Here is a 21686-nt window from a genome sequence, read left to right on the forward strand (position 1 = left end):
GTAGCGCACACCGGCAAACGACGACAGATGATCAATGAGAGGAGACTACAACCCCATGCCGCAATCGACTCAAACCAGACCGGCCGACGCGACGCGTCAGGCCGGCGCAAGCACGACTGCCAGCAGCTCCCGCCGCTCCAACGCCCGTTATCAGATACTGGGGTTGCTGGCCGTCGGCACGATGATCAACTATCTCGACCGTACGGTGCTCGGCATTGCCGCGCCGCAACTGACCAAAGAACTCGGCATCAACGCTGCGATGATGGGGCTGCTGTTCTCGGTGTTCTCGTGGAGCTACGTTGCTTCCCAGATTCCTGGCGGCCTCTTCCTTGACCGTTTCGGCAGCAAGCTCACTTACTTCCTGTCGATGACCTTCTGGTCCCTGTGCACGCTCGCGCAAGGGCTCGTGCACGGCATTGCCGGACTGTTCGTCTTTCGCCTCGGCCTCGGCGTCTCGGAAGCGCCGTGTTTCCCGACTAATAGCCGCGTGGTTGCGACATGGTTCCCGCAGAGCGAACGCGCGATGGCGACCGGCACCTACACCGTCGGCGAATATATCGGCCTCGCGTTTTTCAGCCCGTTCCTGTTCATGCTGATGGGCGCTTTCGGCTGGCGTTCGCTGTTTTACGTGGTGGGCGGCGTGGGTATCGTGTTTGGTGTGATCTGGTGGCTGATGTATCGGGAGCCGCGAGATCATCCGTCGGCGAATCAGGCGGAACTCGACTATATCGAGGCAGGCGGCGGTCTCACGCACCGTCACAAGGATAGCGGCGCTGCTGCCGCGCCCGCGAAAAGCGGCTTTGAATGGCGCACCATTGGCCGCCTGCTCAAGCACCGTCAATTGACGGGCATCTGTCTTGGCCAGTTCGCCGGCAACTCGACGCTCGTGTTCTTTCTCACGTGGTTCCCGACTTACCTTGCCACCGAACGTCATATGGGCTGGCTCAAGATCGGCTTTTTCGCGATCATGCCGTTCATCGCGGCGTCGATCGGCGTGATGTTCGGCGGCCTCTTTTCCGACTGGCTGCTGCGCCGCGGCAAATCCGCCAACGTGGCGCGCAAGCTGCCGATCATCGCCGGCCTGTTGCTGGCCTCGACGATCATTCTGGCCAATTATGTCGAGAGCAACGTCGCGGTGATCGCGATCCTGTCAGTCGCATTCTTCGCGCAAGGCATGGCTGCGCTCGGCTGGACGCTGGTGTCCGACATCGCGCCCGAAGGGCTGCTCGGCGTGACAGGCGGCATCTTCAACTTCGCCGCGAATCTGGCCGGCATCGTGACGCCGCTGGTAGTCGGCTTTATCGTCGCGGCAACCGGGTCGTTTGTCGGCGCGCTCGTATTCATCGGCGTGATTGCATTGATTGGCGCGCTGTCGTACATCTTTATCGTCGGCGATATCAAGCGGATCGTGCTGGTGGATTGAGCACTCGTTCGACTGCGAAAAAAAAGGGACGTGGCGCAGGCCACGTCCCTTTTTTCATTCGTCCGTGAAAGTGGACTATAAGAGGCTCGTCAATCTTCCTTGCGAACGAAGCGCAGCACCGCATCGACGATCATTGCGCGATGACGCGCACGCAATCTGGGATGTGACGGATCGCGCCCAAATGCCGTGCCGAACGTATGACGATTGCCGACGCGATGAAAGCACAGTGAACTGATCAGCAGATGCAGGTCGATCGCGTCGACGTCGCTGCGAAACTTGCCCGCGGCGATACCGCGCGCAAGCAGATCTTCGATTGTATGAATGACGGTGACGTTGCGGCCTTTGAAGCTCTTGACCTGCTCGACATACTTTGCGCCGTTGATATTCTCGATCGTGACGAGGCGCACGAAATCCCGCTGGCGGTCGTGATAGTCAAACGTGAATTCGACCAGCGCGCGCATGCCTTCGACCGGGTCGAGTTCGCTGACGTGCAGATCCTGTTCGAGCTCACGAATGTCGCCGTACACCTTCTCCAGCACCGCCTGGTACAACCCTTCCTTGCTGCCGAAGTAGTAGTACAGCATGCGCTTGGTGGTGTTGGTGCGCTCCGCGATGGCATCGACGCGCGCGCCCGTCAGCCCCATCGCGGAGAACTCCTGGGTCGCGACGTCGAGGATATTGCGCTTCGTCTGCTCGGGATCGTACTTGCGGCGGGCGTCGCTACGTCGGGCGTCTTTGCGCGGCGCGTCGGACGGGATGCCGTTGGTATCGGGCTCGGCGGCCTTGCTTCCCTTTTTCATTGTGTATTCGAGCGGCAGTGACCGCGCATTCTAGCATGGCGAAAATGGCCTCTGGCGCGGGGTTTTTACGCGAAACAGGCCGCATCTCGCAGCGGTCTGGCGGAGTTTCGAGCACCTACGCGCAAGCCAACCGCATCGACGCGGCGCTGCCTCGGCAGACCGCACCGGCAGCGCCTTAAGCTGTGCGGACATAGCCGCGCGTTCGCAGCCCGCGCGATGTGTTTTCAGACGGAGCCGCGCGCCCGCGTGCGGCGCGCGGCGAATACGTCGCGCGTTTGCATCGCGGTGTACGTGAGTTGAGCGGCGGCGAGACCGAGTGCGCCATAAGCGGGCGTGAGGCCAAACGCGGCGAACGCCTCCGGAACCGCACGCTCGCCCGCAATCGCCGCGGCCAGCAGTTCGCCGGACACGGTGGTCGGTGCCATGCCATGTCCGCCGAAGCCGACTGCATGCCAGACGCCGTCCGCGGTGCGACCGATCTGCGGCATCTTGTGACGCGCGTAGCTCATGAGGCCACCCCACGCGTAGTCCACACGCACGTCGTGCAATTGCGGATACACCTTCAGCAGATCGCGCCGCAGTAATCGGGCGATGACTTGAGGCGCGCGGTCACGCACCGAGATGCGTCCGCCCCAGAGAATCCGCGTGTCGGGCAGAGGCCGATAGTAGTCGAACGCGAAACGGGTGTCGTAGACGGCCGCGCGCGTGTCGATCGCATCGTGCAGCCGCGCGCCGAGGGGCTCGGTCGCCATCACATAGGTGGCGATGGGCAGCACCGCGCGCTCCACTTTCGCGTAGACGTTGCGCGCGTAACCGCCGCCCGCCATCACGACGTGCCGCGCGTCGACGACGCCTTGCGGCGTGCGAAGGACGAAGTCGGCACCTTCGCGCTGCAAATGCACGACGGGCGACTGCTCGTGAACCCGCACGCCGGCATTGGCCGCCGCCTCGGCCACGCCGAGTACGTATTTCAGCGGATGAAAGTGAAATGCGTTGCGCTCGAACAGGCCACCGTGATAGCGGCGCGTCTTCAACTGGAGCGCCAGATGTTCGGCTGCCACCGGTTCCCAGTCGACGCCGAATGATTCGAGCATCAGGCGACGCTGAGCTTCTAGCCGCGCAGGTTCGTCAAACCAGTTCGCGAGAATTACGCCGGCGTCGGTGACATCGCAATCTATGCGGTATCGCGCGATGCGGGCCCGCATCAGATCGACGGCGTCGGTGGTAAGCGCATATAACTCGCGCGCGCGAGCCGCGCCGAGCGTTTTCAGCAGATCGGCACAATCGAGGCTATAGCCGCCGAACACAAAGCCGCCGTTGCGTCCCGATGCGCCGTAACCGACCTGCCGCGCTTCGAGTACCACGACGTTCTTCACGCCTCGCTCAACGAGACCTAGCGCCGTCGACAGCCCCGCCAGTCCGCCGCCGACAATACAAACGTCCGCGCTATGTTGGCCGACGAGCGGCGCATACGCGGACGGGCGTGTCACAGTGGCTTCGTAAAAACTTTCCATGGCGGCTAGCGTAGCGGCAATCGCACGTCCCCGTCCAGCCGCACCCCGCTTTTCCGATGGCGCCGCTATCGCCTCTAGTGAGCCCAGCGCAGCACCAGCGGATCGAGCCGTCGCGCGATTTTGAGCAGTCCCTCACGGGTGGCCGGGCGCATTGCCGGCAACGGATGACGTACCGCGTCGGAGCGAATCACGCCGCCTTCCTTCATCAACGCCTTGCACGATGCGAGACCGCCCTGGCGGTTCTCGTAGTTGATCAGCGGCAGCCACTGCTGATAGTGAGCGGCGGCAGCTTCGGTGTCGCCTGCAGCATAGGCGTCGACGATCAGCCGGATACCGTCGGCATACCCGCCGCCCGTCATCGAACCGGTTGCGCCTGCATCGAGATCGGCCATCAACGTGATTGCTTCCTCACCGTCCCACGGTCCCACGATCGCGTCGCCGCCTAACTGAATGAGCTCGCGCAGCTTGTTCGCCGCTTGCGGCACTTCGATCTTGAAGTACGACACGTGTTCGATCTCACTGGCCATACGGGCGAGAAACGGAGCGGACAACGGCGTACCGCTGACCGGCGCGTCCTGAATCATGATTGGGATATCTATTGCGTCGGACACCGTGCGGTAGAACTCTTCAATGCCACGCTCGCCGATGCGGATCGTTGCGCCGTGATAGGGCGGCATGATCATGACCATTGCGGCGCCTGCTGCTTGCGCGCGGCGGCTGCGTTCCGCGCATTGATGCGAACTGAAATGCGTGGTCGTGACGATAACGGGTACGCGGCCCGCTACATGTTCGAGCACCACGTGCATCAGCGTCTCGCGCTCGTCGTCGGAAAGGGCGAACTGTTCGGAGAAGTTCGCGAGAATGCACAAACCGTTCGAGCCCGCGTCGATCATGAAGTCGATGCAGCGCTTCTGACCTTCCAGGTCGAGCCGGCCGGCGTCGTCGAAAATGGTAGGCGCAACGGGGAACACGCCGCGCATTGCCGCGGTATTAACGGATCGAGTCATGATATGGGCGCTTTGGGAATGTAATGAGGCGGTGGAAGTGTCTCTGTCGGTCGCGACTCGCGCTTCAAATGCTTCAAGTGCGTGAAGTGCGTGAAGTGCGTTAAGCGGTCTCATGGTGCTTATTGCCGCCGACTATACGACTGCGCGGCACACAGGTATATTGAATTGTTTCCATCTCGTGATCGCTTTTACGACTCACCCGCCATCTTCATGAAAAATACGTTGAGTGTTCTGCTAGGCAAACTGCGCATGAAGCAGCTCCAACTGCTGATCGTGCTCGACGACCAGAAGTCGTTGCATAAAGCGGCAGGCATGATGTCCATGACACAATCGGCCGCAAGCAAAGCGTTGCAGGAACTCGAATCAATGTTCGACGCGGCGCTTTTCGAGCGCACGAAAAGCGGCATGATCCCGAACCAGCTCGGGCATTGCGTGATCCGCTACGCGCGCCTTGTGGCGACGGATCTCGCCGCGCTGTGTCAGGACGTTGCCGAAATTCGCTCAGGGCACGGCGGGCGCCTCGCGATCGGCGCGATCATGGGCGCGATTCCCGAATGCGTGATTCCGGCCATCAATCAGCTGCATGCGCGGCAGCCGAATCTTTCTATCGAAGTGGTGGAAAACACGAGTGCGCGCATGCTCGCCCAACTCGACGACGGCCGCCTGGATCTCGTGATCGGCCGAGCCGCCGTGGCTGCGGATCCGTCGAAATATCAGTATCGTCCGCTCGCCGACGAGCCGTTGTCCGTCGTGGTCGGGTACGGTCATCCGGCGCTGCCGCGAAAGAATGTGCAGTTGAGCGATCTGGCGGATCACCGTTGGGTGGTGTATCCATCGCATATGCCGTTGCACGCGCTGCTCGAACGGGAAATGGATCTCGCGGGGCTGGCTATGCCAGATAACCCGATCTCGACTGCATCCACTTTTGTGACTGTCGCGCTGCTGCAGAGCAGTGCGGATCTGGTGTCGTTGTTGCCGACCGCCGTTGCTGACATGTTCATTCGGCAAAAAATGCTGCGTCGCGTGCCGGTCGCGCTGAAGTCGCCTTCGCAAACGTTCGGCGTCGTGACGCGTAAAGGCGGCGTGCTGTCGCCGCCCGCCGAGCGCTTCGTGGAATTGCTGCGGCATCAGGCGCGAGAAGAGGAGAACTTGCCGGAAAAAATCCGTCGGTCAACACGCACGCCCATATCGACGTCTGCGCGGACGCCGACACCAACGCCGCGGCGCCAGGCCGCCCATGCAGCCGCAAAGCGAAAACTTGCGTGAGTCAGCGGTTTTTTCAGAGTGCGGCAAGACGTCGAATATCGCACGGCGATTCGCGCTTTGCTATCTTCTTGCGACGAGTGTTGTAGCGGCGACACTGGGGTAAATCCGGGCCAATGGCGCGTCTGCCCCCGCGCTACACTGCCTTGAGGGCGTCGGAGTGAAAAGGCTGGCGCCCATTCGGGGAGAGCAGTCATGAATCGGCCATCGGTTCGATTTCCGCTTCGCGCCACCGGCACCGCTTCGGTCCGCAAGTGGTTCAAATGGGCGCTGGCGGCGGCGTTGTTGTTGGGATTGGCGTGGGTCGTGCGCCTATGCGAACTCGAAATAGAAACTTCCCGGCTGCAGGCCCACTACCTCTCCGAACTCACGCGCGACATCGGCTTCGCGGTAGACGATGGTCCGAGCCATTCCATCCGTTTTCCCGAGGCGGACAAAGGTCCGTACGACACCCGCCTTGGCTACGCATTGCTGCCGTCAATCCAGCAGCGCTTGCTGCAGCGCGGCTTCGAAGTCACCGCACAGGCGCGCGATTCGGAGCGCATGCTTTCGCTAGCAGATAGAAGTCTTTTCTTGCCGTACGTCGAGAAGGACCAAGCCGGCTTGCAACTGTTCGACGGCACCGGTGCACCTCTTTTTAGCGCGAGTTTTCCTGGGCGGGTGTACGACAGCTTCGAGGCGATTCCGCCTGTCATCGTCAACTCGCTTCTGTTTATTGAAGACCGCTATCTGCTCGATCCGGATCAGCCTAACCGCAACCCGGCCATCGACTGGGGTCGCTTTAGCCGCGCACTGGCCGATCAGGGCGCTCGCGTATTCAACCATCACCAGATGGCGCCCGGCGGCAGCACGCTCGCCACGCAGATCGAGAAATTCCGCCACTCGGCGGGCGGCCGCACCGCAACACCGCCGGAGAAGCTGAGGCAGATTGCGTCCGCTTCCGTGCGTGCGTATCTGAATGGTCCGCAGACCATGCCCGCGCGTCGGCAGATCGTCATGCACTATCTGAATTCGGTGCCGCTTGCGGCGCAACCTGGCGTCGGTGAAATCAGCGGCATGGGCGACGGTCTCGCCGTGTGGTACGGTCGCGATTTCGCGGATGTGAACCGCATACTGAACGCGCCTGCAACCACAGAGAACCTGCCACAGCAAGGCGAGGCATTTCGCCAGGTGCTTTCTCTGATGATCGCCCAGCGCGCGCCGTCCTATTTCCTGCATCGCGGTTATCCCGACCTCGAACGATTGACCGACAGTTATTTGCGGCTGCTCGCGAATGGCGGCGTGATTTCCGCCGCTTTGCGCGATGCGGCGCTTTCTGCCACGGTCGATTTGCACCGCGCGGGCAAACCCGCTCAAAACGCCGGCTCGTTCGTGTCGCGCAAAGCCGTTACGTCGATGCGCTCGAACCTCCTCGCAGCGCTCGGCATTTCGAGCTTTTACGAACTCGACCGGCTTGATCTGCAAGCCACCGGCACGCTCAACAACGCGGTGCAGCAGGCCGTGAGTGAACGGCTTGCCGCTGCCGCAACACGCGACGGCGCGAAGGCCGCGGGCCTTGTCGGCTTCGAAATGCTGCGCGCATCGGACGATCCGTCGAAAATCGCCTACAGTTTCACGCTATTCGAACGGCGCGACGGAGCGAATCTCGTGCGTGTGCAAACGGACAGCGTGAACCAGCCGTTCGACATTAATTCGGGTGCGCGTTTGAACCTCGGGTCCACTGCAAAACTGCGTACCGTGGTGACGTATTTGCAGATCGTGTCGCAGCTGCATGCGCGTTACGCTGCTCGCAGCGCGGCGGAGCTCAAAACCATCAAGCCCGATCCGAGCGATCAATTGACACGCTGGGCGCTGGACTATCTGTCGCACACCAAGGATCGCACGCTTCAATCCATGCTCGACGCAGCCGTAGAGCGCAAGTACTCCGCGAGTCCCGGCGAAACCTTCTACACGGGCGGCGGCGCGCAAACCTTCAATAACTTCGAATCCGACGACAACGGTCGCATTCTTACTATTCGCCGTGCGTTCCAGCATTCGGTGAATCTGGTTTTCGTGCGGCTGATGCGCGATATCGTCCACTATGAGATGGTCCAAACCACAGGACCGTCGTCACAATGGCTCGGCGATCCGGCGATCCGCAAAATGTACTTGACGCGTTTCGCCGATCAGGAAAGCCGCGTTTACATGAATCGTTTCTACACGAAGTATCACGGCAAAACCCAGGAGCAGGCGTTGGCGCTGTTGCTGCTCGGCGTGCGCAAATCGCCGCCTAAAGTCGCCACGGTGTTGCGTAGCGTTGCGCCCGACAAGTCCAACGCATGGTTCAACGAGAAGATGCGCGCCGCGCTGAAAAATACGCCGGCCGCTTCGGTGCTCGACGACGAAGACCTCGCGAACCTTTATGCGAAGTACGCAATCGACCGCTTCAATCTGAACGATCGGGGTTATATCTCGAGTGTGCATCCGCTCGAACTATGGACGCTCAACTATCTGCGTGAACATCCGAACGCCACGCTCAACGACATTCAGAACGCAAGCAGCGATGTGCGTCTCTCGACCTATTCATGGCTCTTCAAGACGCGCTATCACGCGACCCAGGATCGCCGCATCAAACGCATGGTCGAACTGCGCGCGTACGACACAATCGGCAAGTCGTGGCAGGCGCTCGGCTATCCTTTTGCAACGCTTACCCCTTCGTATGCCGCTGCGATCGGTGCGTCCGGTGACAGACCCGCAGCGCTAGCACAACTGATCGGCCTGATCGCAAACGACGGCAACAAGGTTCCGACTGAGAACCTCACGCAACTGGACTTCGCGAAAGACACGCCGTACGAAACGCATTTCCGGCGTGCGTCTGTCGCTCCGCAACAGCAGCTTTCGCCTGAAATTGCGGGGATCGTGAAGGGCATGTTGCGCGATGTCGTGACGGGTGGCACGGCGCGGCGTCTCGCGCAGGGCATGACATTCCCGGACGGCCGGACCATGGAGGTATACGGCAAGACAGGTACGGGCGATCAGCGCTTTAACGTATTCGCCAAGGGCGCGCGCCTCATTGAATCGCGCAAGGTGAACCGCAGCGCGACGTTCGTATTCGCCATTGGCGACCGCTTTTACGGCACGCTGACCGCGTGGGTGCACGAACCTTATGCGGCGCACTATGAATTTACGAGTGCACTTTCGGTGCAACTGCTGAAGTCGATGGCGCCCGCGTTGCAGCCCCTGCTCGAATCTGCGCCTGCAACGACCGCTTCTGTCTCTGTCCAGAAGGTGGTCGCGCAGTGAAGCGGCCGCGGCAGATCAATATGCGGCTTCTGTCGCAGGTTTGAGAAACAGTTCGTGCACCGGCGCGAAATGCGCGTAGAGCGGCAGGATTGCGCCGCCCATTGCGCGCGCGTCGGCACCAATTGCGCCTTCCAATAGTTGCGGGCGTACCATGCCTTCCCATTCGAATCGGTCCAGCACGCGCTCCGTGCGGCGAATGATTTCGCGCACCATTTGCCGGTCCAGTTCGCCGTCGATCACGACCGCTTCGAGGTCCAGCAACGCGGCGGCGCTGGTGAGCGCGTTGGCGATCGCAGGGCACGCGGTATCGAGCCATTCCTCGGTATGCCGCCACATTTCCGGCGCCAGCGCCCGATGATCGTGCGCAGCGGCTGCCGGTTTCCCCGCGTCGGTAAACAGGCGTTCCAGTACGAAACCGGAGGCCGCGTGCAGCAGTTGCCGCGCAGGTTTGCGCGCGCCGCCGTCGCGCAGCGGAATAGAGCCGACCGCGCCGGCGTTGTCGTGCGGCCCGCCATGCAGGCGGCCGTCGATAACAAGCCCGCCGCCGATGAACGTGCCGACGAACAGGTACAGGAAATTGTGAATGCCGCGCCCCTGGCCCATCACGAGTTCTGCGGCGCACGCGGCTGTCGTGTCCTTTGCGAATTCGACCGGCAGCCCCGTCATGGTCGCGATGCGCGAACGCAAGTCGATCTCGTGCCATGCGTCTAGTGCGTCGGGCGGCGCGCCGAGAAAGTCGCGCCAGCCGCCGAGCCACAACGGCGCAGCCACGCCCACGCCGACCACTTTGCTGGCGTTCGCGCCGAGCGCCTGATTCACGCGCGCGAGCTTGCTTTCGAGTGCGGGAAACAGTGTGCGCGGATCGGGGTACGGGTACTCGAACACATCGCGGCACATTACGCGGCCGGCGAAATCCATCGCCAGTACGTCGAGACTGCGGCGGCCTACCTTGATGCCGATCGTGTACGCGCCGTCCGCTCGCAACGCGATGGGCACCGACGGCTGGCCGATCCTGCCGCGCACCCGAGCCTGCTTTTCCAGCAGACCATCGTCGATCAGACGATCGACGATCATCGACACGGTCTGCATCGAAAGACGCGTGAGACGACCCACGTCTGCCTTCGGCAACGGTCCATGCAGACGGATCGTCTGCAGCACGATCCGCTCGTTGAATTGCCGCATGCCGACCTGATTCGAGCCGACCGTGCGTTTGAGGGGCGGGCGCATGCCTGTGGTATCCATGCTCATGAGCCCCTCAGCGATGTGATTGCATCATGCAATCGCCTTGACGTCGGCCTCTTTTGCGCCAGTCATGATCGCAACGGCCTCCGACATATGCACGTCTTTGGTATTGACGAGCGCGGCACGCCGGCCGAGCCGCTGAATATGGATGCGGTCAGCCACTTCGAATACGTGCGGCATGTTATGGCTGATGAGAATCACCGGCAGCCCGCGGTCGCGCACGCGGCGAATCAGTTCGAGCACCATGTTGCCTTCCTTCACGCCGAGCGCTGCGGTCGGCTCGTCGAGAATCACCACATGCCGCGCGAATGCCGCGCTGCGCGCGACGGCAACCCCTTGACGCTGACCGCCGGAGAGCGTTTCGACCGCCTGACGCATCGAGCGAATGCCGATTTGCAGGTCTTTCATATGGGCGGTCGCTTCTTCAAGCATGCGGCGTTTGTCGATCATCTTGAAGATCGAACCGCGCCAGCCGGGTTTAACCAACTCGCGCGCCAGAAACAGATTTTCTGCGATGCTCATGGCCGGCGCGACCGCGAGTTCCTGATATACGGTCTCAATGCCTTGCGCGCGTGCATCCAGCGGACTGCGGAATTTGACGGGCTTGCCGTCTAGCAGAATTTCGCCTTCGTCCGGCACCGTGGCGCCGGAAAGTGCCTTGATCAACGACGATTTCCCAGCGCCGTTGTCGCCGATCACTGCGAGAATCTCGCCGGGCAGCACTTCGAAGTCGCAGCCGTCGAGCGCGGTCACATTGCCATAACGTTTGACGAGGCCACGCGCCTGCAGAACGGGCAGCGCGGCGGAAGCGGAAGTAGGTGTCGACATGACGGGCTCCTGTCGGCCTGAGTTAGCCAATGCGCTGACTCAGGCTTCATGCAATAAGGTTGCGATTGAAAGCTCAACCGCGGCGATGAGAGAGTTTGTCCGCGGCCACCGCGAGAATTACCAGCATGCCGGTGATCAATACCTGGTAGACCGAAGAAACGCCGATCAAGGTCAAGCCGTTGCGGAACACGCCGACAATCAGCGCGCCGAGCAGCGTCCCGGAGATCGACCCGCGCCCGCCGAAGAGACTGGTGCCACCGAGCACTACCGCCGTAATACTATCGAGGTTCTCGGTTTGGCCTGCTTGCGGATCGCCCACGCCGGTGCGCGACACCGACAGCAACGCAGCAATGCCGTAAATGGCGCCGGCCAGTGTGTAGACGGTGAGCAGGATCTTCTGCGACGACAAACCCATCAGCCGCGCGGCCTCGGCGTTGTTGCCGAGCGCATACAGATGGCGGCCGGGCACCGTGTCGCGCAACACGAACCACGTGGCCAGATACATCAGCAATGTGAGGACGGTGCCGTACGTGACGTCGGCGGGTCCGAGCTTGAACGTGTTGCCGAAGAACATGATTGCGTCCGGCAGATTCGACACGCTTTCCGCATTCGAATAGATTTGCGTAAGGGCGAACGCAATGTTCAGCGTGCCGAGCGTGACGATGAACGCCGGCAATTTGATCCGCGTAATGAGCACACCGTTGAGCACGCCGAACAATGTGCTCGCACCGATGCCGCACAGAATCGCGAGTACGGGCGGCAGGCCCAGCGTCACCGCGAACTTCGTCATGATGATGGAGCCGAACGCCATCACCATGCCGCAGGAGAGATCGATGCCGCCAGTCAGCACAATCAGCGTCTGGCCGATTGCGATCACCGCAACGACCATCGTCTGTTGAAGGATCAACGAGAGGTTCTGGAACGACAGGAAACGGCTGCTTTGCGAGATGAAGAAACCGCAAGCCAGCGCGAGCGCAATGAGCGGCCCGACTTCGGCAAGCGACGGCAGACGGTCTGAGAAATGGCGCGGATGGCCTGCGGGAGCGGAAGGAGTCGACATGATGGATGTCCTCGAAACATGAGCGTGGCGTGCGCCGCGCGGCGAATCATCCGGCGGCCCGACGAGCGGGCCGCCGTACAGTGCGTGTTACTTGTTGCCCCAGCAGTTGTCGAGGCCGAAGGTCGTGTCCTTGCTGTCGATGCCGGACATCGGCTTGTCCGTGATCAGCGTCACGCCCGTGTCCTGGTAGCCCGAAACCTTCTTGCCGGTCTTCGCGTAATCGACGCCTGCCGTTACGCCGAGCGCGGCCATTTTCAGCGGATACTGCTGCGAGGTCGCGGCGATGGAACCGGCCTTGACGTTGCGCACGCCCTCACAGCCGCCGTCGATCGAGACGATCATCACGCTCTTGTCCTTGCCCGCTGCCTTCAGCGCGCGATACGCGCCCGCGGCCGCAGGTTCGTTGATCGTGTAGACCACGTTGATATCCGGCGATTTCTGCAGGCAGTTTTCCATCGCCGTCTGGCCTTTCGCCTGATCGCCGCGGGTGTCCTGGCTGCATACGATCGAAGGGTCGCCTTGCTTTACGCCGAACCCTTCCAGAAAGCCGTTATGCCGCAGCACGCCCACCGAAACGCCGGGCGCGAGGTCGAGCGTGGCGATCTTCGCGGGCTTGCCGTTCAACGCCGCCTTCGCGTATTTGCCGATCAGCACGCCGGCTTTGAAGTTGTCGGTCGCGAAGAGGGCGTCAGTGGCGTCTTGCGGGTCCGTCGGCGTGTCGAGCGCGACCACCATCACGCCGGCGGCGCGCGCTTTCTTGATGCTCGGCACGATCGCCTTCGTATCGCTTGGAGTGATCAGAATCGCTTTCGCGCCTGCCGTCATCATGTTTTCGATTGCCGTCACCTGGCTCGCGTTGTCGCCGTCGAATCTGCCGGCTGCGGTAATCAGCTTGGCGCCGTCTTTTGACGCTGCCGCCTCCGCGCCTTGCTTCATCTTCACGAAGAACGGATTGGTGTCGGTCTTGGTGATGAGGCCGACGACCGGCTGGTCGGCTGCCTGACTTGCGCTCGCGCACCAGACCGCCGACGCCGCGACGCACATCGAGACGATCTTCCTGGCGACAGGAAGCCTGGGGGAATTCAGATTCATGGGACGCTCCTCCGGTTATTGGCAATGACGTTCTTGGAACTGCTGGCGGTTGCACACACGAACGCTGCGCGGGTGCAACCTGGAATGCGGCACGTCCGAGCGGTGGAAGTAAGACCGTGGACGCCGCCTAAATCACTTTGGTTGATTTAGTACAGCAGGCGGCGAGGGGCGCGTCAAGGAATCTCGTTGGACGCGGACTGGGCCGCATATACCTTTGGAGGACCCGAAGCGCCTTGCGTGGCGGGGTTTTCAGCCAGATGGTGCGGCGCAGCGTCTGTGCGGCCGGATTGGGGAAAGTCCTGGCTTCAGTGAAAGCCGGTAGAAAGGTATTTCGTGCGTTTTGACTGCATCGAGGAGGGTGTAAGCGACGCCCGAACGGGTTCCGGACGACGACATTTCCAGCCTCAATTGCGCGTTCAGGAGGAGCGCGGCGTGCCAGTCGACGCACGCACCACGAGTTTCGGCGGCGATGAAATTCGCATGGGTACATTGGTCTCGTCGGGCCTGGCCTGCCCATACGACGATTCGATGAGTTCGCGCAGCAACGAAACCGCGAGCCCGGCGACTTCCACGGTCGGCACGGCGACTGTGGTCAATGCAGGCCGCGACTCGCGCGCGAGCTGGATGTCAGTGATGCCCACCACGGAAAGATCGGCTGGTACGGCGAGACCGAGGTCGGCTGCGGCATGCATCGCGCCGAGCGCCGGCAGGTCGTTGGTCGCGAAGATCGCAGTGAGTTGCGGATCGGCCTCGAGCAACTCGCGCGCCGCGCTGTAGCCACCCTGGATCGTATCCGCAGCATGTTTGACCCGGTTTTTGCGCACCCCGGCCGCACGCAGCGCGTCGACGAACCCTTCATAGCGGGCCGCGTGAATGCCGGAAGCCTTGCTGCCGACAATCGCGCCTATCCGCCGATGTCCCAAGTCGAGCAGATGCTTTCCGGCGAGCTCGCCGGCCAGACGAAAATCCACCGCAACGCAGGGCAGACCGGGTGGCTCGTTGGGTCGCTCCCACATGCATAAAACCACGGGAGTGCCGCGCGATTCCGTCACGTGAAGGTCTGCGAATTGCAGGTTCGCGTTGGTCACGAGCACCCCCTCGGAAAGCGTGCCGGCTATCTGGTCGAGGTACGCGCGGCCGGTTAGCGGATCTTCGTTAGTATTGCAAATGATCACGAAATGCCCACTCGTTCGCGCCGCGCGTTCGACGGCTAGCGCGAACTCGGGGTAGAACGGATTGGCGATGCTCGACACCATGAGGGCGAGCGTCGGGGCGCGCCCTTCGGCGAGCGCGCGGGCGGCGAGGTGCGGCCGGTAGCCGAGCGCGTCGACGGCTTCGAGAACCCGTTGACGTGTGCTCTCGCCGACGCGCCCGCGATTGCGCAGCACGTTCGATACGGTGGCAGGCGTGACGCCGGCATGGCGCGCGACTTCGCTAAGTGTGGGCATGTCTCTTCATTATTTGGGATGGCTGCCCGGCATTTGCATCGGCGGGCAAGGCGCGGCAACATCTGTCGCACAGACAAAACGATAGCGGAGACAGGCAAGGCCGGCGATCGCATGCGATCGATTTTTTTGGCCATGTTGATTAAGCGCTTAATCTCCGCCGTCGAGCCGATTAAATCACGGAGTCGAGGCGATGGCGAGCATTTCGTTAAGAGGCGTGCAGAAAGCGTATGGCGACGGTGCGCCGGTGATTCGCGACGTCGATCTCGAGATCGGCGAGAACGAGTTCTGCGTTTTTCTCGGCCCCTCGGGCTGCGGCAAATCTACGTTGCTGCGGATGATCGCAGGGCTCGAAGACCTCACCGACGGTGACCTGTTCATCGGCGGCGAGGTCATGAACGACGTGCCGGCGGCGCAGCGCGGCGTGGCGATGGTGTTTCAGAGCTACGCGCTCTTTCCGCATATGACCGTGTTCGAGAACATGGCCTTTGGACTAAAGCTCGCCAAAACCCCAAAAGATGAGATCGACCGCAAGGTGCGGGAAGCCGCGCGCATTCTGCAACTGGAAGCGCTGCTCGAGCGCCGGCCGAAAGCACTGTCCGGCGGTCAACGTCAGCGCGTTGCAATTGGCCGCGCGATCGTGCGCCAGCCCGGTGTGTTTCTCTTCGACGAACCGCTCTCCAATCTCGACGCAACGCTGCGTGGCCAGACGCGCATCGAAATCGCGCGGCTGCACAAGCAGTTCGCGAAGGCGAGCGTGGTCTATGTGACGCACGATCAGATAGAGGCGATGACTCTCGCGGACAAGATCGTCTTGTTGCATGCCGGGAAAGACACCGAACGTTACGGCAGCATTGCGCAAATCGGTGCGCCGCTGGAGTTGTATCACCGTCCCAGGAGCCGCTTCGTCGCGGGGTTCATCGGGTCGCCGCGCATGAACTTTCTGCCGGGACGTGTCGCTTGTGTCGACGTGCAAGGCGTTGTCGTGACGCTTGATCACACGCACGAGAGCGTCCGCGTGCCTGTGGATGGTGCCGCGTTGCAGGTCTCGCAAGCGGTGACGCTCGGCGTGCGTCCTGAGCACCTTGAATTCATCGACTCGTCCTCGTCTCATCACGACGCCACCCTTTCGCGCACCGTCTCGCTCGTCGAACAGCTCGGCGAACACAGCTATGTGCACCTCGATCAACCCGGCGGCGCCGCGCTCATCGCGAAAGCGCCGGGCGATACGCGACTCGCGCCAGGCGATCGCGCAAACCTGCGTGTACCGCGCCACGCTACTCACCTGTTCACCGAAGACGGCTTCGCCGCTCCTTCGCTTGAATCCGTCGAACACTACGCATAAAGGACATTCGGATGCGCCTTGGAGTCTGTTATTACCCGGAACACTGGCCCGAGTCGATGTGGGAAGACGACGCGCGCCGGATGAAAGCGCTCGGTATCGAGCAGGTGCGAATCGCCGAGTTTGCGTGGAGGCGCATTGAGCCGACGCCTGGCGAATACGATTGGGCGTGGCTCGATCGCGCAATTGAAGTACTCGGCGCCGCAGGCTTGCAAGTCGTGATGTGTACGCCCACCGCGACACCCCCAAAGTGGCTGATCGATCGCCATCCGGACATCTTGCCGATTGGGGCGGATGGCCGCCCGCGTACGTTCGGCTCGCGCCGTCACTATGACTTCTCGTCGCCGTCGTATTTCGCGGCCTCACAGAAAATTTGCACTGCAATTGCGGAGCGTTACGGCAAACACCCGGCCGTTGCGTACTGGCAGACCGATAACGAGTTCGGCTGTCATCACACGGTGGTGAGTTATTCGCCCGCAGCGGTGGCGCGCTTTCGCGACTGGCTGAAGGCACGCTACAAAACGATCGACGAATTGAACCGCGCGTGGGGCACCGTGTTCTGGAGCATGGAGTACCGCAGCTTTGACGAGATCGACGCTCCGGTGGCGACTGTGACCGAGGCACATCCTTCGCATCGGCTCGATTACCGGCGCTTTGCGTCCGACGAAGTCGCGCGCTATAACCGCATGCAGGTCGAGATCATCCGTGCGCATTCGCCGGGACGGCCGGTAGCGCACAACTTCATGCAGCTCTTTACCGAGTTCGATCACTACAAGGTCGCTGCGGATCTCGACGTTGCCACTTGGGACAGTTATCCGCTCGGCGCGCTGGAAGAACAATGGTTCGCGCCCGATGTGAAAGCGCGCTGGCTGCGCAGCGGTCATCCGGATTTCGCGTCGTTCAACCACGACGTATATCGCGGCATGTCGAAGCTGCCGTTCTGGGTGATGGAGCAACAACCGGGTCCGGTGAACTGGGCGCAGTGGAATCCGTCGCCATTGCCGGGCATGGTGCGGCTGTGGAGCTGGGAAGCGTTCGCGCACGGCGCGGGCTGCGTATCGTATTTCCGCTGGCGTCAGGCTCCGTTCGCGCAGGAGCAGATGCACGCGGGCCTGAATACGCCGGATAACCGACTCGACGTCGGCGGTAGCGAAGCGGCGCAAGTGGCGTCGGAAATTCGCACGGTGCTCGCGGCTAATGCTCATGCCGATGCCGCGGTCCGTTCGAAAGTGGCGCTCGTCTACGACTATGAAGCAAAGTGGCTGTTCGAGATCCATCCGCAGGGTGCGGACTTTCACTATCCGCGCTTCGCATTCGAGTACTACTCGGCATTACGTGCGTTAGGTCTCGATGTCGATATCGTGCCGGTCGATGCATCGCTCGACGGCTACAGCCTGATCGTCGTGCCGCCGTTGCCGATCGTGCCGGCGGATCTGGCCGCGCGTCTTGCCAGCTCGGGGGCGCAGGTCGTGCTTGGGCCGCGCACCGGCTCGAAGACTCAGGACTTGCAGATTCCCTCGAATCTGCCGCCGGGTGCGCTCGCCGATGTGTTGCCGCTGCGTGTCTGGCGCGTCGAATCGATGCGGCCTAACGTGACCGAGGCCGTGCGGCTTGCCGGTACGCAAGACGCGAGTGTTGAAGACGGCGTCGCGCGTCACTGGCGCGACTTCATCGAAAGCAGTGAAACGAATTCTTTCGATGTACTGGCGCGTTTCGCCGACGGGCACCCGGCGTATGTGCGTAGCGGTGCGTTCCATTACCTCGCCAGCTTGTTCGACGACGCGCTGACGATCCGGCTCTTCGAGCAGATCGCGCAACGTGCCGGCGTCGAAACGATGCAGCTTGGCGAAAGCGTTCGCATTAGCCGGCGCGGCGCGCTGACCTATGTGTTCAACTACGGCGACACCGCGCACACGATCACCGGTGCGGCAGACAACGCATTCTTGATTGGCTCACGTGCTGTCGAGCCGCAAGGCGTGGCAGTGTATTGAGCTGGATGACAGGTGCGGCGAGTGGGACGATGTGCAAACCGGAATTCCATGCAGTAAAGACAATGATGCAAAAATCAGGAATAAAGGAGACAGGTAGCATGAAAATGAAACCACGCAAGGTTCTGCTGGCACTCGCGGTCGCTGCGGCGGCTCTCGGAACGTCCGTCGTCAGCACTGCGCAGGCCGGCACGCTGACCGCGAATATCGCATTCAAGGGGGCGAGTCAGCGCGCGGTCTGGCAGTCTGTTGTGGATGAATTCAAGAAGGCGCATCCCGGCATCGACGTGAAGGTATCGTTTATCGACGAAGAGGCGTACAAAGTGCAATTGCCGGGTTGGCTCTCCACTGTCGCGCCCGATATCGTCAACTGGCATGACGGCGAGCGCATGGCGTATTACGCGCAGCGCGGTCTTTTTGAAGACCTGAGCGGCGACTGGGCGAAGAACGGCTGGAACGACATGTATGCCTCCACGAAGGAAGCATCCTCATATAAAGGCAAGCAATATGCGGCGCCTACGGTGTATTACTCGTGGGGCATGTTCTATCGCAAGGATCTATTCCAGAAAGCCGGCATCTCTGGCGAACCGAAAACGTGGGATCAGTTTCTCGACGACTGCAAGAAGCTGAAGGCAGCCGGCATTACGCCGATTGCCGTGGCGGGCCGCGATGCATGGACGCTCGCCGGCTGGTTCGACTATCTCGATCTTCGCTTGAATGGCAACGCATTTCATCAGAAGCTGATGGCGGGTGAAATTGCATACACCGATCCGCGTGTGAAGAAGGTCTATACGACTTGGAAGCAGTTGATCGACGCGGGTTATTTCATCGACAACTCCCTGTCGTACGATCTGGATTCGGTGCAGCCGTTCCTGTTCCAGGGCAAGGCCGCGATGATGCTGATGGGCACCTTCATCACCGCAGGCTTCCCGCCGAATGTGAAACCGGAGATGGGCTACTTCCAGTTCCCGATCATCGACGCCAATGTGCCGACCGCCGAAGACGGTCCGGTCGAATCGCTGCATATCCCGTCGAAGGCGAAGAACAAGGCGGACGCTCACACGTTCCTCGCGTTTGTCGAAACGCCTGAAATCGGCGCGAAGCTTGCTGCCGGTCTCGGGTCGCTGTCGGCGAATAGCAAGTCGCCGGAACCGGAAGATCCGATCTCCAAGATTGGCTTCCAGATTCTTGCCAATACGAAAGGCGGCATTGCGCAGTTCTACGATCGCGACATGACGAAGGAAATGGCCGATGAAGGCATGAAGGGGATGCAGCAGTTCGTCTCCGATCCGTCGAAGCTGGACAGCGTGCTCGCGCAACTGGAGCAGACGCGCAAGCGCATTTACAAGAAGTAGTGGGCGGTGGCGGCCGTTGAGGCGCCTTTCGGGGTGTCTGGACGGCAGCTCTGCATGGGACCGGAGTAAGTGCTGATGCACTAACTCCGGTCGACAGCTCTGCATGGGACCGGAGTAAGTGCTGAAGCACTAACTCTGGTCGACAGGAGAATGATTTTGTCGCATTCCGTCACTCGTCATACTGTGGGCGGTCCCGCTGAACCAGGCGGCTCGCCGCTGCCTGCGTCGGGCAGAACAATCCGGGACCACGCTCGCGGGCGTCGTCCTTCGCCCACAGCACGGCGTCAACGACGCGCCGCCTTTCTGTTTCTCGCGCCCGCTTGTGTGATGGTGGCCATTTATGTGATCTGGCCGATCCTGTCGACGATACGCCTGAGCTTCTTCAACTGGGACGGCATGACGGAGCCGACTTTCGTCGGCCTCGCCAATTACACCGAGTTGTTCCATACGCAGACGTTCTATACGGCGCTAAAGAACAACCTTGTCTGGCTCCTGCTGTTTCTGCTCGCGCCGCCGATGGGACTCGCCGTCGCGTTGTATCTGAACCAGGCAGTGGCTGGCATCCGGATCGTCAAGTCGCTCTTCTTTGCGCCGTTTGTATTGTCCGGTGTGGTGGTCGGGCTGATCTTTTCGTGGTTCTACGATCCAACATTCGGTCTGCTCGCGGTGATCCTCGGTCACGGCGTGCCGGTACTCGGCGATCCGCGCTATGCAACGCTAGGCATTGTGTTCGCCGCGCTGTGGCCGCAAACGGCCTATTGCATGATCCTTTATCTGACAGGGCTCACTTCGCTAAACGCGGAACAGATCGAGGCGGCGCGCATGGAAGGCGCACGCGGCTGGTCGATGCTGTGGCATGTGATCCTGCCGCAACTGCGGCCCACCACCTTTATGGCAATCGTCGTCACGATCATCGGCGCATTGCGTAGTTTCGATCTGATTTCGGTGATGACGGGCGGCGGTCCTTTCGAAAGTTCGACCGTGCTCGCCTATTACATGTACGACCAGGCAATCAAGTACTACCGCATCGGCTATTCGGCGGCCGTGGCCGTCGTGCTGTTCGGCATCATGCTGGTGTACATCGTTTATCACTTGCGGCGGATGCTGCGCGCCGAGCAATAAGGAGCCCACCATGTTTCCAATTCCGATCGACAAGTGGAAACCGGCAACGCGCCGCGTCTACAAACTGACGCTGCCGATCGCGTTGCTGATCTGGCTTCTACCGATGATCGCAGTGCTCGTCACATCGATACGCTCGAGCGAAGAACTCAGCGAGGGCAACTATTGGGGATGGCCGAAGCATTTTGCGCTGTTCGACAATTATCGCGAGGCGCTGACTACTTCGCCGATGCTGCATTACTTCTGGAACAGCGTGCTGATTACCGTGCCCGCGGTGATCGGTTCCATTGCACTCGCCGCAATGGCCGGCTTTGCGCTCGCAATCTACCGCTTTCGCGGCAATTCCTCGCTGTTCGCTACTTTTGTTGCGGGCAACTTCGTGCCTGTGCAGGTGTTGATGATCCCGGTACGCGATCTGTCGTTGCAGCTAGGGGTGTTCAACACGGTGAGCGCCCTGATTCTTTTCCATGTGTCGTTCCAGACAGGTTTTTGCGCGCTCTTTTTGCGCAACTTCATCAAGCAGTTGCCGTTCGAACTGGTCGAGGCGGCGCGGATCGAAGGAGCGAACGAGTGGACGGTGTTCTTCAGAATCGTTCTTCCGCTGATACGGCCCGCGCTCGCGGCATTGGCGATTCTCGTGTTCACCTTCGTGTGGAACGACTATTTCTGGGCGTTGTGCCTGACGCAAGGCGACGACGCTGCGCCAATCACCGTCGGTGTTGCCGCGCTGAAGGGGCAATGGACGACCGCATGGAACCTCGTTTCCGCCGGCTCGATCCTGGCTGCGTTGCCTTCCGTCGCAATGTTCTTCGCGATGCAGAAGCACTTTGTCGCAGGCTTGACATTCGGCGCGACGAAGGGTTGAAGCAGCTACCCGATGACCTTGCAAGCGCGTGACCGAAGAAATTGCAAATCGAGTCGCGCGT

The 21686-nt window shown here is 61.3% G+C and carries 16 protein-coding genes; 8 read left to right on the forward strand and 8 right to left on the reverse strand.

All coding sequences use genetic code 11. The annotated features are described in order from the left end of the window. Positions 1-55 precede the first annotated feature (55 nt). Complete coding sequence (locus OH764_RS20220) at positions 56-1423, forward strand: MFS transporter (protein WP_498850495.1); 1368 nt, start codon at positions 56-58, stop codon at positions 1421-1423. An 89-nt stretch (positions 1424-1512) separates the two neighbouring features. Here OH764_RS20220 and OH764_RS20225 read toward each other — a convergent pair whose 3' ends face one another. The 3 genes from OH764_RS20225 to OH764_RS20235 all read right to left on the reverse strand — a co-directional run bounded on the left by OH764_RS20225 (position 1513) and on the right by OH764_RS20235 (position 4744). Then, entirely contained in the window at positions 1513-2223 is a 711-nt protein-coding gene (locus OH764_RS20225) for a TetR/AcrR family transcriptional regulator (protein WP_498850496.1), read from the reverse strand. A gap of 224 nt (positions 2224-2447) precedes the next feature. Continuing rightward, positions 2448-3737 carry an NAD(P)/FAD-dependent oxidoreductase gene (locus OH764_RS20230; protein WP_498850497.1) on the reverse strand — a complete coding sequence of 430 codons (1290 nt, stop codon included), beginning with the start codon at positions 3735-3737 and terminating at the stop codon, positions 2448-2450. 74 nt (positions 3738-3811) lie between these two features. Next, positions 3812-4744 (reverse strand): dihydrodipicolinate synthase family protein, encoded by a 933-nt coding sequence (locus OH764_RS20235; RefSeq protein ID WP_498850498.1) that lies wholly within the window; start codon positions 4742-4744, stop codon positions 3812-3814. A 210-nt stretch (positions 4745-4954) separates the two neighbouring features. On the opposite strand from OH764_RS20235, the gene OH764_RS20240 reads away from it, so the two are divergent. Together OH764_RS20240 and OH764_RS20245 are read left to right on the forward strand one after the other, a co-directional pair. Next, a complete protein-coding gene (locus OH764_RS20240) occupies positions 4955-6010 on the forward strand; it encodes a LysR family transcriptional regulator (RefSeq protein WP_498850499.1) in 1056 nt (351 codons plus the stop codon). 192 nt (positions 6011-6202) lie between these two features. Further along, positions 6203-9289, forward strand: coding sequence for a transglycosylase domain-containing protein (locus OH764_RS20245; protein ID WP_498850500.1), 3087 nt, complete (start codon positions 6203-6205; stop codon positions 9287-9289). Between the two features lie 15 nt (positions 9290-9304). Here the strand turns inward: OH764_RS20245 and OH764_RS20250 are convergent, their stop codons facing one another. The 5 genes from OH764_RS20250 to OH764_RS20270 form a co-directional block, all read right to left on the reverse strand. After that, the gene (locus OH764_RS20250) at positions 9305-10531 is read right to left on the reverse strand and encodes an ROK family transcriptional regulator (protein WP_498851248.1); all 1227 of its coding nucleotides are present in this window, start codon (positions 10529-10531) and stop codon (positions 9305-9307) included. Positions 10532-10561: 30 nt separating this feature from the next. Next, positions 10562-11359 carry an ATP-binding cassette domain-containing protein gene (locus tag OH764_RS20255; protein ID WP_027777622.1) on the reverse strand — a complete coding sequence of 266 codons (798 nt, stop codon included), beginning with the start codon at positions 11357-11359 and terminating at the stop codon, positions 10562-10564. Between the two features lie 73 nt (positions 11360-11432). Further along, the gene (locus OH764_RS20260) at positions 11433-12419 is read right to left on the reverse strand and encodes an ABC transporter permease (RefSeq protein ID WP_498850501.1); all 987 of its coding nucleotides are present in this window, start codon (positions 12417-12419) and stop codon (positions 11433-11435) included. Positions 12420-12506: 87 nt separating this feature from the next. Beyond that, positions 12507-13511 (reverse strand): sugar ABC transporter substrate-binding protein, encoded by a 1005-nt coding sequence (locus tag OH764_RS20265; RefSeq protein WP_498850502.1) that lies wholly within the window; start codon positions 13509-13511, stop codon positions 12507-12509. Between the two features lie 416 nt (positions 13512-13927). Then, positions 13928-14959 carry a LacI family DNA-binding transcriptional regulator gene (locus OH764_RS20270; protein WP_498850503.1) on the reverse strand — a complete coding sequence of 344 codons (1032 nt, stop codon included), beginning with the start codon at positions 14957-14959 and terminating at the stop codon, positions 13928-13930. Between the two features lie 190 nt (positions 14960-15149). Here OH764_RS20270 and OH764_RS20275 point away from each other — a divergent pair, with 190 nt between their 5' ends. From OH764_RS20275 to OH764_RS20295, 5 genes are all read left to right on the forward strand, one after another. Beyond that, on the forward strand, positions 15150-16301 hold the full coding sequence (locus OH764_RS20275) for an ABC transporter ATP-binding protein (protein ID WP_498850504.1): 1152 nt from the start codon (positions 15150-15152) through the stop codon (positions 16299-16301). Positions 16302-16312: 11 nt separating this feature from the next. Beyond that, a complete protein-coding gene (locus OH764_RS20280; protein WP_498850505.1) occupies positions 16313-18289 on the forward strand; it encodes a beta-galactosidase in 1977 nt (658 codons plus the stop codon). A gap of 98 nt (positions 18290-18387) precedes the next feature. Beyond that, positions 18388-19641 carry an ABC transporter substrate-binding protein gene (locus OH764_RS20285; RefSeq protein WP_498850506.1) on the forward strand — a complete coding sequence of 418 codons (1254 nt, stop codon included), beginning with the start codon at positions 18388-18390 and terminating at the stop codon, positions 19639-19641. Positions 19642-19791: 150 nt separating this feature from the next. Then, positions 19792-20763, forward strand: coding sequence for a carbohydrate ABC transporter permease (locus OH764_RS20290; protein WP_498850507.1), 972 nt, complete (start codon positions 19792-19794; stop codon positions 20761-20763). A 10-nt stretch (positions 20764-20773) separates the two neighbouring features. After that, a complete protein-coding gene (locus OH764_RS20295) occupies positions 20774-21625 on the forward strand; it encodes a carbohydrate ABC transporter permease (protein ID WP_020068273.1) in 852 nt (283 codons plus the stop codon). Positions 21626-21686 lie beyond the last annotated feature (61 nt).

Origin of the sequence: Burkholderia sp. M6-3 (assembly GCF_050858985.1) — a bacterium.
Lineage (GTDB): Bacteria > Pseudomonadota > Gammaproteobacteria > Burkholderiales > Burkholderiaceae > Paraburkholderia > Paraburkholderia caledonica.